We start from the raw sequence: 14,733 nt of genomic DNA on the forward strand, positions 1-14,733 counted from the left end.
TGTGAAAGATGTGGGTTTTTGCACATTTAGATTGCAACAATTATGAAATTGATTTATATATGAACGTAAATTTAATATCGTGGATGTTGTAAGGGACATGTATTTACAGAAAGGGTGCTATGATTAAAGAAAAGCGAGGGAATGCCATGAAGATACGTATCGATGAAACATTTTATAACATTGTACAAAAAGACCCAGAATTGCGAAATATCTTGGTTGAATTTGGGTTCAAACCGATGAAACACGATTTGCAATTTTCTACGGTGGGAAAAGTTGTGACAATTCGTAAAGGACTCAAACATCTTGATAAAGACGTGGAAGCACTCAATAAGTGGTTAGAAGAACAAGGGAGTGTGCACCGCTTTATCGATGAGACAATAGCAGCGAACGATGAACATGAAACCGAAAGTCGAACCCTAGGATCTCTAATCAAGCGGCTTCACGAAGGGGAAAATCCAGAGCATGTCAAAGAAGATTTTCAAAAGCACTTTGGCAGCGTACATGCTTCGGAAATTGTCGCTATGGAACAAGAACTTGTGAAAGAAGGGATGCCAATTGGAGAGATTCAACGCCTTTGTGATATCCATGCAGATGTGTTCAATGGCTCGATTGAAGCCATTCATGCAAGCATGAACGATATCGACATTCCAGGTCATCCAGTCCATGTTTTAAAAGCAGAAAATAAAGCTATAACGGATCTACTAGAAACACTTAACCAAACTTTACAAGCGTATGTAAACGGAGCAGATGATTCGATTAAGTTTGGGATTTTAATGCAGGTTAATGAGCTTTTCGATATTGAAAAACATTATAAACGGAAAGAAGAATGCTTTTTTCCACTCTTAGAAAAACACGGTTTTACGGCACCGCCACAAGTTATGTGGGGCGTCGACGATGAAATCCGTGCTGACCTGTCGGGTTTTCATCAATCGGTGTCAGAGTTACCAGCGATAGAGGTCTACGAAATCTTTAAAGCACTAAGAAAACGTATCGAAGATATGATTTTCAAAGAAGAAATGATTCTTTTGCCCATGATTATTGATGTTGTTACGGAAGACGATTGGCTTAAAGTAGCCCATGATTCAAAAGAAATCGGGTACTGCTTAGTTAGCCCGTCTCAAGAATGGGTTCCTGTTCGTAAATCGTTCTATGACCGTGTTAAGGATGATCTTTCGACACGGGATAATTCACTTCATTTTAAAGTGGGAACGTTACGCTTTGAAGAACTGGAAGCTGTCTTGAATCTCTTGCCGATAGATATTACATTCGTCGATAAAAATGATACCTTTAAGTATTTTAATCAAACCAAAGATCGCCTCTTTTTCCGTTCTCAAGCCCAGATTGGACGACAAGTTCAGCACTGCCATCCCCCAAAATCACTGGATATTGTGGAAGGTATTTTACGGGACTTTAAATCTGGCGCGAAAGATGAAGAAAGTTTTTGGATAGAAATCAAAGGGAAACTAATCTACATTACGTACTATGCAGTTCGGGATCAATTTGGAGCCTACATGGGAACCTTAGAAGTCTCTCAAGACATTAAGCCCTATCAGGCAATCAGTGGTCAAAAACGCTTGCGTGACTAAGGAGGCAGTGATGGATAAATTTGAAATGTTACGAACACAAATCAAGCATGACTCTGAGAATAAAGTATTTACTGAAAAAGGATGGGAACCTATTTATATGGTCGATGCGCGTGCTCGCATCCTTATTATTGGACAAGCACCAGGTGCCAAGACACAGGAAATGAAAGGTGTATTTCATGATCAAAGTGGTGTTCGCTTGCGCTCATGGATGGGGGTCGATGACTCCATATTTTATGAAAGTGGCCTGATTGCTGTACTTCCCATGGATTTTTACTTTCCAGGACATGGAAAACAAGGCGATTTACCCCCTCGGCCAGAGTTCTACCAAAAATGGCATCCGCAATTTCTTGAAGCAATGCCTCATATTGAACTGATTATCCTCGTGGGAATGTATGCACAAAATGCGTATCTCAAACCGAGCGCATATAAAACGATTACTGAAAATGTACTCCATTATAAAGCATTTCTACCACACTATTTTCCCTTGATACATCCGTCACCACGAAATCAGGTATGGATGTCACGGCACCCAGAATTTGCAGAAGAAATTCTTCCGGATTTTAGAAAGTGTATTCAAAAAGTATTGAACACTTGATCTAGGTCAAGGTGTCAAACTTAGAAATCTCTATACTATAAGTATGGAGGTTGAAAGACTATGGAAAAGAAAATTAGATTAGAAACGCTCACATGTCCATCATGTGTTGCGAAAATTGAAAAGGGCGTCAGCCAAATGGAAGGTGTTGAAGCTGTTGATGTGGGATTTAACACATCGACCGTACGAGTCAGCTTTGATGAGAAGAAAGTGGATGCGAATGTCATCGAGCAACGCATTAAGGACCTAGGGTTTGCACTTCGATAAGAAGTGGCTTCCATTTGGACTTGCTCTTGTCTTACGAATGAGCGTTCCCAACACAATGATTGCACAACTCATCTTTGGACTGGTAGGAATCTTTTATGCTTCCTACTTTTCAATACAAAGTTTTCGAAATCTACGATTCCGTATTGTAGGAATTGACTTGCTTGTTACGCTAGCTGCGCTTGGATCTTTACTGATTGGTGAACCTTGGGAAGCTGCCTCAGTAACATTCCTGTATGTATTTGGAAAACATCTCGAATCGCGAGCACTTTACAAGACACAAACGGAGCTCAAATCACTCATTGACTCGATGCCAACAACGGTTGTGGGTGCTGATGGGATGTCCTATACGATGGATGAAGTATTCCCTGGTATGAATATCAAAGTTGTTGCTGGAAATGTTATTCCGGTGGATGGTAGTGTTTATGAAGGAATTGGAAGTGTTGATGAAGCATCGATTACTGGTGAATCAAACCTCCAACAGAAGACGGTTGCTAGTCAGGTCTTTATGGGGTCGATACTAAAAGAAGGTTACTTACTGATACGCGTTGAGCGTACGAGCGATGATACTGTCTACGGTCAAATTTTAGATTTGGTTGAGAATGCCCAAAATAAGAAATCAAGAGTTCAAAATTTTATTGACCGTTTTTCACAATACTATACACCTGCGGTGATAGGGATTGCGATTGTAGCGTATCTTCTAACTCAAGATACCCGGATGGCGCTATCATTGCTTGTTGTATCATGCCCAGGCGCTCTCGTTATTGCGATTCCGATTGCATCTTCAGTAGCATTAAGTCATGCTCTTAAACATCATGTCTTAATTAAAGGTGTTGATATCTTTGAAAAACTAAACAAAATTGAAACAATCGCATTCGATAAGACAGGTACATTGACATTAAACACACTGAGTGTTGTTCGTGTTGAAGCCCATGCACAATCCCAAGAAACAGTACTGCAAATCGCTGCGTCGTTAGAACACTATTCCGAACATGTTATTGCATCCGCAATATTGGATAAAAATACATTGCCGCTTAAAGAAGTATCAGACTTTGAAGTAATCGGTGGTATGGGTGTTACAGGAACTATTGATGGCGTATCTTATCGCGTAGGTCAAGAAAACCTCTTCTCCTATGATGTCCCTCAAGTTTCGTCTAGTGCAGTATATGTCGGGACAGAAGTGGAACTCTATGGTATTGTTATTTTAGAAGATACATTACGTCCAGAAGCACCTGATGCACTTGCTCAACTTCAAGACTATACACTAATGATGTTAACGGGTGACAACGCTCATAGTGCTCAAAGAATTGCGGATATGGTAAATATCAGCCATGTTAAGAGTCGGTTACTACCGCAAGAAAAGCTCAATATCATCAACCAACACGAAAATATCATGATGGTTGGTGATGGTATGAATGACTCACCATCGTTAATTGCAGCAGACTTAGGAGTCTCAATGGGTGGTTCGGAAAATCGTGTGGCGATGGAATGTGCGGATATGATTTTGGCACATCGTGATTTAAATCAACTGCCAAAAATGTTCCGATTAGCACGTCGTGTTCGCAATGTTATGTATCAGAATATTGTGATTGCATTGGTCACAGTTGGTGTGCTATTTATTGGAGTGCTTAATGCACATGTATCCATGTCATTAGGTATGATAATTCATGAATTATCAGTTTTAATTGTCATTGTAAATGCAATGAGATTGCGAGGATAAAATGGATCAATACAACCGTTGTTTACTACAGGTACCGGTGTTTCAAGCGTTAACTGAGGACCGCTTAATTGCGATCTCTGATTTGATAGAACCACGCCATTATCATGCAGATGAAACCATCTACGATGAAGCAGATGTGATCGAAACATTAGGGGTTATTCATCGCGGGTCAGTCAAGTTACGAAAAATTAATGAAGATGGCAAAGAGCGAATTTTGAGCATCCTTTATCCAGGTGATTATTTTGGCGAAGCATCATTACTCATTTCGAAAGAAAGTCAATATGATATTGTTGCGCTTGAAAAGAGTGCCATTTGTACAATTGAGTTGGATGCATTTCGGGCGATTATGAAGCGTGACGAAACCATGATGCTATCCATGATGGATTCTTTAATTCAAAGAATTGCGAGTCGTGACGATCTCGTGATTGCTGAGAGTTTAGTACCCGCAAAAGAACGTGTGCTTAAGGCATTAGCACACTATACAACGCCTGACGGACTTGTGCAGTTACCACTCACAAAAAAAGATTTAGCGAGTTCGCTGGGGATAACACCCGAAACAATGAGCCGTGCGATCAATACTTTAGTTCTTGAAGGTACCCTAACAAAGAAGGATCATGAACTCTACTTTAAGACTTAGATTGTGACCACAAATGACCTCTCGTATTTAGATTCTGTAAATATAAAAGCAAACACTGATTAAGGTGTTTGCTTTTTTGGTGGTATTTCCTTGGAAATTTTCCATAGATAAATTGAAATAATACTGCGGTAGGGAGCGTAGGGAGAAAGGAGTTGGTTATACTGCGACTCATCAATCGCGTCCAATTGATACCATGTAACAAGACCTCTTCGAAGGGCAACATCCGCATAACTGGTCATGTCCATTCGACCATATCCGTGTAATGCAATCATGCGTGCACTCCAATCACCAATACCTGGCAAGGCAACTAAAGACTTGATCAAATCAATATCATCGAGTGAATCTAAGCGTGCCAGGTTAAGTTTTTTTGATTTTATCTGTGTAGCAATAGCGTGAATTGCTTTGGCTTTATTATTTGTTAATCCAATCTGTTTTAAATTCTCCACACTATCATTTGCAACTGCGTAATAGCTGGAATATGCGTCTTGATACCGTGCATAAATACTATCTGCGGCTTTCACCGAAATTAGTTGGCCAATAATAGTTGAGACAATGGCATCAAAAGGGTCATTGATTGTTGGGCGATCTACAAATCCATACTGATCAAAGATACGATTAAAGCGTTGATCGATTGTACGTAAATGGTCGATGTGATCGGTAGTATATTGAAAGATTGGAATTGCAAAATTTTCAAGTGGATCAGGGTCGCTAATTTTGCGTTTGCCGTAAGCAACAATCAAAGCATGAAATTCTTGATATAAAGTGACATCTTGTGACAGTTGCGTCATAACATAGTCTTGGTACTGGTTGTAGGTGGAAAACTGGGGAAGATGAACGTGTTTGAACAGGCGCTTCAGATATGTATCCACTACGAAGAAGGGTTGATTAAATGCATAAAGAAGGATAGCATCTGCAGTTTCTGGTCCAATTCCTTTTAATGCGAGCAAATCTTTGCGTAATGCATCAAGACTAATCGCATCAAAATCAAAATTAGTATGTTGGAAATACGCAACGAGATTCTTAATGGTGTTTGATTTTGCGCGATAAAAACCTGCTGGTTTTATAATCGTTTGGAGTGTTTCGAGGGACATCGCACTAATTGAAGTAAAGGAAAAATCATTATCAAAGTTAGACAGTGCTTTTTCAACGTTAGTCCACGAAGTATTTTGTACGAGGATTGCGCCCAACATCATTTCTTCACGGCTTTTGGCTGGCCACCAGTCCTGAGGACCATATGCACTATGTAGTTCATAGTAAATATCCATTAATCTCAGCATAATCCTTACCTCACTGCCTTAATTATACAAAAAAAAGCCCTCGAAGAGGGCATGATTAACATTAATAAATGATATCTGGAATTGCTCCTTGTTTTTGGACAACCTGAGCACTAACATTACTGGCGTGTGCAATCGCATCTTCTAGATGCGTTTCTAGCCACGTGTCAAACGAAACGCTTGAGAGCGATAGCGATGCTAAAATCATTGCAATATAACTATCACCGGCTCCGGTAGTATCGACTTGTTGTACAATCTCTGGCTTGTATGTAATGAGTTCACCATTTGGTTTGAGGATCTTCGACCCTTCAGCACCAAGGGTACAAATAATCAGCTGCTTATGAGTCTGAAGTCGCATCATTCCGATCGTAACATCATTAGTTTCCGTTAGCCATGCCAATTCGTCCTCATTAACTTTGATGATATCTACATGTGGAATCAATGCCATGACAGCAGCATAAGCATCGTCTAATGATGACCATAACCGCTCACGAAGGTTAACATCAAAGCTTACAATACCACCAGCTTTTTGACATTGTTGGATTGCGTAATGATGGGCATCCCGTGTTGTGCTCTCAGCTACGAGCCCTAACGAACAAAAGTGCAAAATGTCATCTGGTTTGAATGCAATGGTATCAATATCTTCAATGTTTAAAGATAGGTCGGCAGTATCATTGCGATAGAATTGAAAACTACGATCGCCATTTTGATGCGAAACTAAAGCTAAAGCCGTGTTTTTGTGACTGCGAGGTAAAGGAAGCAAAATGTTGTGTTCTTTGAGCGTTGCGTACAAGAGATCACCCAAAGAATCTGTACTTATCTTACCAACAAAGACGGCATCGGCACCACGTCGGCGCGCGTGGGCTGCAACGTTTGCAGGCGCTCCGCCAGGATATGGCACATAATGGGAATCTTCTTGCATAAAATCAATGAGCATTTCGCCTAAACTATAGATCATGATTAACATCCTCCAAAGGGTAAAGTGTTTTCAATGCTGAATCGTTAAGTGTCTTTATTTTAACATGGCCTTCAATATGTTGAGGGAAAAATCGCAGAGACAGTGTATATCGACCTTGGTTTATAAATATTTCCAAGGTAGATGTATCACGGAATACATGAAGGTTTTTTAGTGGTTCATCGAGGCGAAGTGTTCGAGTTTCGCCTCGCTCAGTAGCATAAGTGTTTTTAAGTGCGCTACGATCAAGGGTCAATGTCTGTGTTGATGCATCATAACGAAGATTAATGCACTCATCTCGAAAATGATAAAGATCAATGTCCAAATCGCCTTGAATTGAATCGACAGTCAGTTCGTAGGAGCATAGTGGGGAATCAATGGGAACGGAATCTGTGCGAAGTGCAATGAGATTGGGGTGTGGCTGCTGATAGAGATGGTTATCAATCAGTGTAAGGACACGTGGTAGTGTTAATACATGAGCCCATCCATACTTATCACTTGGATATCCGCCTTCAGCAGCCCCCATCCATGCCAAGAGCACTCGTTGACCCGTCTGGTCAATAAATGTCTGTGCGGCATAAAAATCAAAGCCATAATCGAGTAATTGAGGATTGGTATGATGGCTCATATCAAAATGAGTTGTGTCATATTCTCCGACAATGTAAGCATTGGGATAGATATTTGTATTCAATTGCGGAACATTCATGGCCCCTTGCGGACAAAATAGCAATATACCTTTTTGATCGAGTTCGAAATAATCAGGACATTCCCACATATAACCAAAAGATTGTAACCACGTCGTCAGTTCTTTGGCAAAATGCCAAGTTTTAAGATCTGTTGATGTATACAACAAAGCGGTTCCGGTCATATCTTGGCGTTGTGCTCCAAGAATCATCGCGTATCCTTGTGGAGTTGTGAAAACTTTGGGATCGCGAAAATGGTCAGTATATCCTTTTGGGATATGGTCAATAACAACCTTTTTGTCCACAATGCCGTTTGAATCTAAGCGTGCGTTGAGTTGGTATGGAATACGGACATCGTCAAGTGTTCGAGTGTTTCCGGTGTAAAAAAGTTCAAGCGTGTCATCGACGATAAGCGCAGATCCGGAATAGGCACCGTGACTATCATAAATGGAGTCAGGTTGAAGAATTCGTTTATCTTGAGTCCAATGGACGAGGTCGGTTGATGTAACATGATTCCACGACTTTAAACCATGTGTTGGTCCATCTGGATGCCATTGATAAAAGACATGATAAACGCCATCATGGTAAATTAAGCCATTGGGGTCGTTAAGAAGTCCGGTTGGTGGCTGAATATGAAATTGCGTGCGCCAATGATTATTGGTGATATGATTAAGAGTGTGTTTTGTATCTTTCAATGGATGTACCTCACAAGACAATATGTCGTTTTAATGGGAACGATACCGCATATTTAGCCTACCATATCTTAGTAAGGAGTGCAATGGCGGCGGAAAAATTGTTGAAAGGGCTTGCTTTATCATAAAAACGGTGTTAATCTGTGAATGTAAACGTGGTAACGATACCACATTGTAGGAGGAACAATATGAACTATCAAGATATTGCAGCACGCATCCTTGAATCAGCGGGTGGCAAAGATAATATTCAAAATTTTGAGCACTGTGCGACCCGTCTACGTATTATTGTGAAAGATGATACGGTGGTCGATGTTGCAAAAGTTGATGCATTAAAAGAAGACATCGGTGGATACTTTTTCCAATCCGGACAGCATCAATTTATTATTGGAACAGGGAAAGTCAATTATGTTTATGAAGCGTTTCAAACACTTATGGGTAAAGCCCCTTCAGATACCAACTTTAAAGAAGATGCTTATGCAAATATGAAACCGATGCAAAAGCTAATGCGAATCTTCGCCGATGTGCTCATTCCTTTAATCCCAGCCTTAGTGACAACAGGTTTGTTAATGGGGATTAGAGGTATGCTTACAAACATGGGTGTCGAAATGTCAGTCGAATTCGCAACCTTGTTTGGAATGTTGACTGATATTGCCTTTGCATTCTTGCCGGTATTGATTACTTACTCTGCAACTAAACGTTTTGGTGGAAATCCAATTCTTGGAATCGTTGTCGGATTAATGATGGTCGCACCACAACTTCCAAATGCTTGGGCAGTTGCTACTGGTGGTGCTGAACCAATGGTAGTATCAATTTTCGGATTATCAATTAATATTGTAGGATATCAGGGATCCGTTTTACCTGGAATTTTTGCTGGATGGTTAGTTGCTTGGGTTGAACGTCATGTTCGTAAATATGTACCTGCTATGATGGACTTGATTGTTACACCATTTGTTTCCATTCTTGTATCTATTACAGTTGTACTCTTTGTGGTTGGGCCGATGCTGCATGGTGTCGAACAGTTTGCAACACATGGCGTACTACTTCTAACACAAATTCCGTTTGGAATTGGTCAGATCTTCTATGCTGCAATTCAGCAAGTGATTGTTATTACAGGAATGCACCATGCGCTTAGCGTTATCGAAATACAACTGATTACTGAAACAGGTGTTAACATACTACAACCATTGGGTACTGCATCAATGGCTGGACAATTTGGGGCGGCGATTGCTGTAGCAACATTAATGAGGAATAAGAAACAACAATCGAATGCAATTTCTGCTTCTGCTTCGACGTTGTTCGGAATTACTGAACCGTTACTCTTTGGTGTCACCTTGCCAAATCCCAAAGCTTTCGCAATGGGAATGGTTGGTGGAGCAGTCGGAGGGTTCGTAACATATATTCTCGGGGTAGCACCTGCAGGGATGGGAATTACATTCATCCCAGGACTTCTTCTCTATACACAATCTGTTGGAGCAATGATTGGTTATCTCATAGTTATTGCAAGTTCATTTGCAACCGCATTTATCTTGACACGTATGTTTGTGAAAGTAGATCAATAATGTAAAAACACCACGCTTTAGAAATGCGTGGTGTTTGTTTTTTTATCATAAAGATCCAGAAGGGTCTTTTTTTATTTGCTTGAATTGCGTTCAATGAGTTCCAAATGAACTTGCTCAAGTGTAGAAGTGAAGTCTTTTTCTAACAGCGCTAACATAGCATTTGCCGCATTGCGACCTAAAGTTTGATAGTCAATGTGCAGTGTTGTAAGTGTTGGATGCATAAAGTGACTTAAATCATAGTTACCAATTCCTACAACTTTTACTGTTTGGGGAACTTCGATGTGTTGGTCATGCAAATAGCGCAATGCACCAATCGCAATATTATCTGTGGCTCCAACTACAATATCAAATTTTACAGTTGCGGATTCGCGTTTCATAACCTCAAAGGCATCTGTTTGTTGGAATCCTGTGACGAGCGTACGGACGGGTTTATTCAAATGTTGTAAAAAACCTTGTTTTCGGGAAACACCTACCGCATGATCACTCTCGGATACAGAAAGATACAAAACATTTTGAACATCCAATGTATTGACGTATTCCGCAACTTTTTTACCAATCTCAAAATCTTCTAAGGTAATAGAACGAGTCTGTGGATGATGTTGCCCTGTAAAAATAATGGGGGTTTGTGATGCTTTCGCAATCGCAACATGATCATCCGTAATGGCATGTGCCATTACGATGATGCCATCAAATCCTTGGGTTGTGATTCGACGAAGATAGGTAATTTCATCTTCTTCAATTGTATTTTTAGGAACGACAACCATTTGGTAACCATAGTGTGATAACACAGTATTCATACCATTCAGTGATTGAATGGATGTAAAGGAATCCAAACGCGGCAATATAATAGCAATCAATTTACTTCGGTTGGTTTTTAATCCACGGGCAAAAACATTTGTTTGATAGCCTGTTTCTTCGATTGCTCGACGGATTTTTTTCCGGTTTTCATCACTGACATATCCGTCATTCAGATAACGAGAAACAGTACTTTTAGAGACCCCAGCTACTCGAGCCACATCATTAATTGTCATTCGATCACCTCTTCGTGTACCTCTATTATACGCATCTTGCTATTAAAAAGCGATGCAAAACTATTTAGGTGATTAGTTCTTTGTATCCATGTTACAATTCGAGTTCTTAAAAATAAGGGCAAGTGTTAAAAACAAAATAATAGTAAGTAAAAAAACAATAATCCAAGTATAGTTGTCGACGTAGTTATAAGCAAGAAAAGAGAATTCAGTGATACCCTGGTCTCCATGATCCATAAGAATATTTGATAAAGAAAGACTGTTGAACGTTCTTTTGATGAATACAATATAAAAGCATAGAACTGCATAAGCCCAGACAGTTCCGATAAGAAGTAGTGTTTTTTTCATGACAAGAGACCTCCTAATGTTGGTGCAATCCACAATAACAATAAAAGCATGGAAAGTCGATGGTCGCAGTTTAAGTTGCAAATTCCCACGTTTAAGTTGAGAATTGGTTAAAGTAAGGAGCCAGTTTCTTCGATCTGCGCGAACGCATAAGCTTGATATGCATCAAATAACTTCCGGGCACGTTTCGTGTCTTTTATTTTTAAGGCAGCAATGAATTCCGCGAGTTGTTGAATTGTTGTTTGTGGTTTGGGCGGTATTGTCTTCCGGTAGGTAGGATTGATGTAGACCGCAGATGTCATTGTTTGCAGAGAGACACGACGGGAAACATTGATAATGGTTTGATTATTGAGTGGTTCCATTAAGGTAATATAAATTTCGTGGATGGTTTCAGCATAGGCGACGATATCTCCTACATCACGATATTGATATCCAAGGGTACATAATTGATTAAGTAATGAAAAGTTAACCGTACCTTTACCAAGAAGTAACGGTTCGATTGCATTTGAAACAAAAAGAAGTAGCATTTGAGTCGCGTCTTTGACTTCAGAAGGGGTTGCCTGTCGGATGCGAATTCCTTTATTCCGATGATACGTTATTAAGTGATCTTGCTCTAACTGTTTTAGGGCATAGCGAACGGGTGTACGGCTAATATTTAGCTGTTGTGAAAGGGTGACTTCTGAGTGATATTGGTCGCGTTTTAAATCGCCGTTTAGAATCATTTGACGTAAAACTGTATAGGTATTTTGTTCCGTATTCATGTATTTTCCTCTTAACTTTCTTTTAACAGAATCATTACGGTGAATCCCAAGACATAGTGTTATGATGACCTCAGTAGTATCCTATTGACAAACAAATACTACACTATTTCCATTATAAACGGGAGGAAAATATGAAGATTTCAAAAATTATTTCGGGTGGTCTTGCCCTCTTTGCCCTTGTCGGTTGTAGTGCTCAAGGTCAAGAATCATTTACGATTGCATACTTACCGGTTGAGGACTCAATGGCGGTTCAAGAATTGAATACAGCCTTTCAAGAAGATTTATCTAAAGCAATTAATATGGAAGTTAAATCGTATCAGACAACAAGTTATTCTGCAGCGATTGAAGCCGTTTCAAGTGGCAAAGTTGATATGGTGCAACTCACACCATTCTCGTATGTGGTGGCCCGAAACAAAGGCGGCGTTTCTTTAGTGGCCAATGTGGAGATGCCATCCATGGCAAATGACAATGGTTACGTCGCATGTTTCATTACATCACAGGCTTCCGATATCCAATCTCTAGATGATGTTAAAGGAAAAACAATAGCCTTCGGTGATCCAGCTTCAACGACAGGACATCTTATTCCTAAATACAAATTATTAGTTGAATCGGGCGTTCCATTGGAAACATTAGAATCCTCATATTTTAAACAAATTCAATTTTCAGGTGGGCATGATAAAACGGTTATTGGTGTTGCTCAAGGAACGTATGATGTTGGTGCAACTTATTGCCAAATGCCACAAATTCTTGAAGATAATGGTGTGATTGACAAAGATAGCGTGCGTGTTATCGGTGGTGCGGGCAGTGAACTAGGTGTTGATATTAGTGCTGTTCCAGTCGTTGTTCGGGAAGATCTTGATGCTACGGTGAAACAACAAGTTCAAGATTTCCTAATGGCATATTCAAATCCAGATTATTTCAAAAACCTTGGTATGAAAGATGGTAAGTATGGTGCACCCAATGATGCCTTATACGATGGCCTCGAAACAATGTCGAAAGAACTTAAACTTACTGAAGAAGCGATGTCGCAATGATTCATACGCTTAAAGATAAGTGGCAAACATTATTGGTCTTGGTTTTTTTTGCAGGGCTCTATATACTCGCAAGTCAAGCAATTGATTTTAATCTTGCAGTCTTTCTGACATCGATACCAGGTTTTATTCGATTTATTATCGTGGAGTTTTTACCGCCGAACTTAACAGCGTTACCCCTTTATGTGGAACCAATTCTTAATACAATTTTTGTTTCCATTCTTGCCAGTGTTATCGGAGCCCTTCTTGCATTTGGGTTTGCATTGTTGATTGCGAAACGAACGACACCATTTCCAAAAATTGCAATTGTGATACGTGGGGCTCTTGCCTTTGTCCGAAACATTCCAATGATGGTATGGGCATCGCTATTTGTCATCATTGTGGGAATTGGTATTACAGCTGGAGTGGTTGCCCTTGTCTTTTTCTCAGTATCGTTTCTCAGTCGTGTGTTCGCAGATGCACTCGATGATATTGATAAAGGAACGTTAGAAGCGTTGCGTGCCAATGGCGCATCCAAGTTAGCATTGATTCATCACGTTATGATTCCAGAATTTCTTCCAACCTTTTACGGTTGGGTCTTATTTCTCTTTGAGATCAATATTAAAGCATCTTCCATCTTAGGGCTGGTAGGGGCAGGTGGATTAGGATACGAACTTAAAAAATCACTGGATTTATTTAAGTATCATGATGCGAGTGCACTCATACTGGTGATTGTTGTATTGATGATCATGGTAGAAATTATTTCCAACAAAATTAGAAAGGCCATTTTATGAGACCCGAAGACTTAACCTTAACAACCTCAAAGCAGGTCGCAAGAAAACGCATTCGTGTGAAACATGGCCCAACACAACGGCAAAACCGACGCTTTATGGTTGGGGCAACGATCCTTGTTATTGTGTCGTTGTGGTATGTAAAACTTGATTTCTCAATGTTTGTCGCGAACATCGATAAAACGTACGGAATTATCGGGCGACTTTTGAATCCAAACTGGACCATGGCACTTCCGTATCTAACAAGTTTTATCGATACGCTTGCAATTGCCTTTGTCGCATTATTGACGGCATTACTATTTGCTCTACCCATTGCTTATCTGACTGCATCCAATACAGCACCGTTTCCGAAGTTAGCTCGCGTCTTACTCACACTCTTTTCATTGATTCGGGCAGTACCGATAACGATTTGGGGGTTGGTTGGAGCTGCGAGTATTGGGTTTGGATCCCAAGCGGGCGTACTTGGCCTCTTTCTTCCAACGATTTCATACCTTGCGAGAATCTTGGCACATCGTATTGAAGAAGCAGGTTATGACATTATTGAAGCCATGAGTGCGAGTGGAACCCCCTGGCTTGTGATGGTGTTTCGTGGGATCACCCAAGAGTTAATGCCACAACTGATCGCAACCGTCGCACTACGATTTGAATTAACAACATCAGAAACCATTTCGTTGGGAATGGTCGGAATTGCAGGTATTGGATACACCTTAAATATGTCGATAGGAACCTATAACTTTGAAAATGCAAGTATGGGGATCCTCATCATATTTATAGGAATGTGGATCACAGAATATACAACCCGACGCATGGTGTCGTGGATTCGAAAGGAACGTTAG

The 14,733-nt window shown here is 40.2% G+C and carries 15 protein-coding genes; 9 read left to right on the plus strand and 6 right to left on the minus strand.

Annotation, left to right across the window (positions count from 1 at the left end; genetic code table 11):
- The first annotated feature begins 146 nt into the window (after positions 1-146).
- Genes GVV20_RS03915 through GVV20_RS03935 form a run of 5 tightly spaced genes read left to right on the plus strand, consistent with a single transcriptional unit; the run spans position 147 to position 4,799 of the window.
- Positions 147-1,586: a DUF438 domain-containing protein gene (locus GVV20_RS03915; RefSeq protein WP_159740172.1), complete on the plus strand. Its 1,440-nt coding sequence runs from the start codon at positions 147-149 to the stop codon at positions 1,584-1,586.
- A 10-nt stretch (positions 1,587-1,596) separates the two neighbouring features.
- Positions 1,597-2,181, plus strand: coding sequence for a uracil-DNA glycosylase family protein (locus GVV20_RS03920; protein WP_159740173.1), 585 nt, complete (start codon positions 1,597-1,599; stop codon positions 2,179-2,181).
- Between the two features lie 60 nt (positions 2,182-2,241).
- Complete coding sequence (locus GVV20_RS03925) at positions 2,242-2,445, plus strand: heavy-metal-associated domain-containing protein (protein WP_159740174.1); 204 nt, start codon at positions 2,242-2,244, stop codon at positions 2,443-2,445.
- Entirely contained in the window at positions 2,432-4,162 is a 1,731-nt protein-coding gene (locus GVV20_RS03930) for a heavy metal translocating P-type ATPase (protein WP_159740175.1), read from the plus strand. The genes GVV20_RS03925 and GVV20_RS03930 overlap by 14 nt, the downstream gene beginning before the upstream one ends.
- A gap of 1 nt (position 4,163) precedes the next feature.
- Positions 4,164-4,799 carry a Crp/Fnr family transcriptional regulator gene (locus GVV20_RS03935; RefSeq protein ID WP_159740176.1) on the plus strand — a complete coding sequence of 212 codons (636 nt, stop codon included), beginning with the start codon at positions 4,164-4,166 and terminating at the stop codon, positions 4,797-4,799.
- 59 nt (positions 4,800-4,858) lie between these two features.
- Here GVV20_RS03935 and GVV20_RS03940 read toward each other — a convergent pair whose 3' ends face one another.
- The 3 genes from GVV20_RS03940 to GVV20_RS03950 form a co-directional block, all read right to left on the minus strand.
- A complete protein-coding gene (locus GVV20_RS03940) occupies positions 4,859-6,076 on the minus strand; it encodes a hypothetical protein (protein WP_159740177.1) in 1,218 nt (405 codons plus the stop codon).
- A 61-nt stretch (positions 6,077-6,137) separates the two neighbouring features.
- Positions 6,138-7,031: a carbohydrate kinase family protein gene (locus GVV20_RS03945; protein ID WP_159740178.1), complete on the minus strand. Its 894-nt coding sequence runs from the start codon at positions 7,029-7,031 to the stop codon at positions 6,138-6,140.
- Complete coding sequence (locus GVV20_RS03950; protein ID WP_159740179.1) at positions 7,021-8,406, minus strand: glycoside hydrolase family 32 protein; 1,386 nt, start codon at positions 8,404-8,406, stop codon at positions 7,021-7,023. Before GVV20_RS03950 ends, GVV20_RS03945 begins: the two co-directional genes overlap by 11 nt.
- 185 nt (positions 8,407-8,591) lie before the next feature.
- Between GVV20_RS03950 and GVV20_RS03955 the strand changes: the two genes are divergently transcribed.
- Positions 8,592-9,962, plus strand: coding sequence for a PTS transporter subunit EIIC (locus tag GVV20_RS03955; RefSeq protein WP_159740180.1), 1,371 nt, complete (start codon positions 8,592-8,594; stop codon positions 9,960-9,962).
- Between the two features lie 71 nt (positions 9,963-10,033).
- Here the strand turns inward: GVV20_RS03955 and GVV20_RS03960 are convergent, their stop codons facing one another.
- The 3 genes from GVV20_RS03960 to GVV20_RS03970 form a co-directional block, all read right to left on the minus strand.
- The gene (locus GVV20_RS03960; RefSeq protein ID WP_159740181.1) at positions 10,034-10,993 is read right to left on the minus strand and encodes a LacI family DNA-binding transcriptional regulator; all 960 of its coding nucleotides are present in this window, start codon (positions 10,991-10,993) and stop codon (positions 10,034-10,036) included.
- Between the two features lie 72 nt (positions 10,994-11,065).
- Complete coding sequence (locus GVV20_RS03965) at positions 11,066-11,338, minus strand: hypothetical protein (RefSeq protein WP_159740182.1); 273 nt, start codon at positions 11,336-11,338, stop codon at positions 11,066-11,068.
- Positions 11,339-11,445: 107 nt separating this feature from the next.
- The gene (locus GVV20_RS03970) at positions 11,446-12,096 is read right to left on the minus strand and encodes a GntR family transcriptional regulator (RefSeq protein WP_159740183.1); all 651 of its coding nucleotides are present in this window, start codon (positions 12,094-12,096) and stop codon (positions 11,446-11,448) included.
- Between the two features lie 131 nt (positions 12,097-12,227).
- Between GVV20_RS03970 and GVV20_RS03975 the strand changes: the two genes are divergently transcribed.
- The 3 genes from GVV20_RS03975 to GVV20_RS03985 are packed head-to-tail and all read left to right on the plus strand — an operon-like array spanning position 12,228 to position 14,733.
- Positions 12,228-13,130: a phosphate/phosphite/phosphonate ABC transporter substrate-binding protein gene (locus GVV20_RS03975; RefSeq protein ID WP_159740184.1), complete on the plus strand. Its 903-nt coding sequence runs from the start codon at positions 12,228-12,230 to the stop codon at positions 13,128-13,130.
- Complete coding sequence (gene phnE / locus GVV20_RS03980; RefSeq protein WP_159740185.1) at positions 13,127-13,900, plus strand: phosphonate ABC transporter, permease protein PhnE; 774 nt, start codon at positions 13,127-13,129, stop codon at positions 13,898-13,900. The genes GVV20_RS03975 and phnE overlap by 4 nt, the downstream gene beginning before the upstream one ends.
- Positions 13,897-14,733, plus strand: coding sequence for a PhnE/PtxC family ABC transporter permease (locus GVV20_RS03985; RefSeq protein ID WP_159740186.1), 837 nt, complete (start codon positions 13,897-13,899; stop codon positions 14,731-14,733). The genes phnE and GVV20_RS03985 overlap by 4 nt, the downstream gene beginning before the upstream one ends.

Source organism: Erysipelothrix aquatica (genome assembly GCF_009828775.2).
GTDB classification, from domain to species: Bacteria; Bacillota_I; Bacilli_A; order Erysipelotrichales; family Erysipelotrichaceae; genus Erysipelothrix; species Erysipelothrix aquatica.

Bases quoted from the DNA above. Each gene is read 5' to 3' on its own strand.
- GVV20_RS03915 (WP_159740172.1), top strand. From the start codon at position 147: ATGAAGATACGTATCGATGAAACATTTTATAACATTGTACAAAAAGAC.
- GVV20_RS03920 (WP_159740173.1), top strand. From the start codon at position 1,597: ATGGATAAATTTGAAATGTTACGAACACAAATCAAGCATGACTCTGAG.
- GVV20_RS03925 (WP_159740174.1), top strand. From the start codon at position 2,242: ATGGAAAAGAAAATTAGATTAGAAACGCTCACATGTCCATCATGTGTT.
- GVV20_RS03935 (WP_159740176.1), top strand. From the start codon at position 4,164: ATGGATCAATACAACCGTTGTTTACTACAGGTACCGGTGTTTCAAGCG.
- GVV20_RS03940 (WP_159740177.1), bottom strand. From the start codon at position 6,076: ATGCTGAGATTAATGGATATTTACTATGAACTACATAGTGCATATGGT.
- GVV20_RS03945 (WP_159740178.1), bottom strand. From the start codon at position 7,031: ATGATCTATAGTTTAGGCGAAATGCTCATTGATTTTATGCAAGAAGAT.
- GVV20_RS03955 (WP_159740180.1), top strand. From the start codon at position 8,592: ATGAACTATCAAGATATTGCAGCACGCATCCTTGAATCAGCGGGTGGC.
- GVV20_RS03960 (WP_159740181.1), bottom strand. From the start codon at position 10,993: ATGACAATTAATGATGTGGCTCGAGTAGCTGGGGTCTCTAAAAGTACT.
- GVV20_RS03965 (WP_159740182.1), bottom strand. From the start codon at position 11,338: ATGAAAAAAACACTACTTCTTATCGGAACTGTCTGGGCTTATGCAGTT.
- GVV20_RS03970 (WP_159740183.1), bottom strand. From the start codon at position 12,096: ATGAATACGGAACAAAATACCTATACAGTTTTACGTCAAATGATTCTA.
- GVV20_RS03975 (WP_159740184.1), top strand. From the start codon at position 12,228: ATGAAGATTTCAAAAATTATTTCGGGTGGTCTTGCCCTCTTTGCCCTT.
- phnE (WP_159740185.1), top strand. From the start codon at position 13,127: ATGATTCATACGCTTAAAGATAAGTGGCAAACATTATTGGTCTTGGTT.
- GVV20_RS03985 (WP_159740186.1), top strand. From the start codon at position 13,897: ATGAGACCCGAAGACTTAACCTTAACAACCTCAAAGCAGGTCGCAAGA.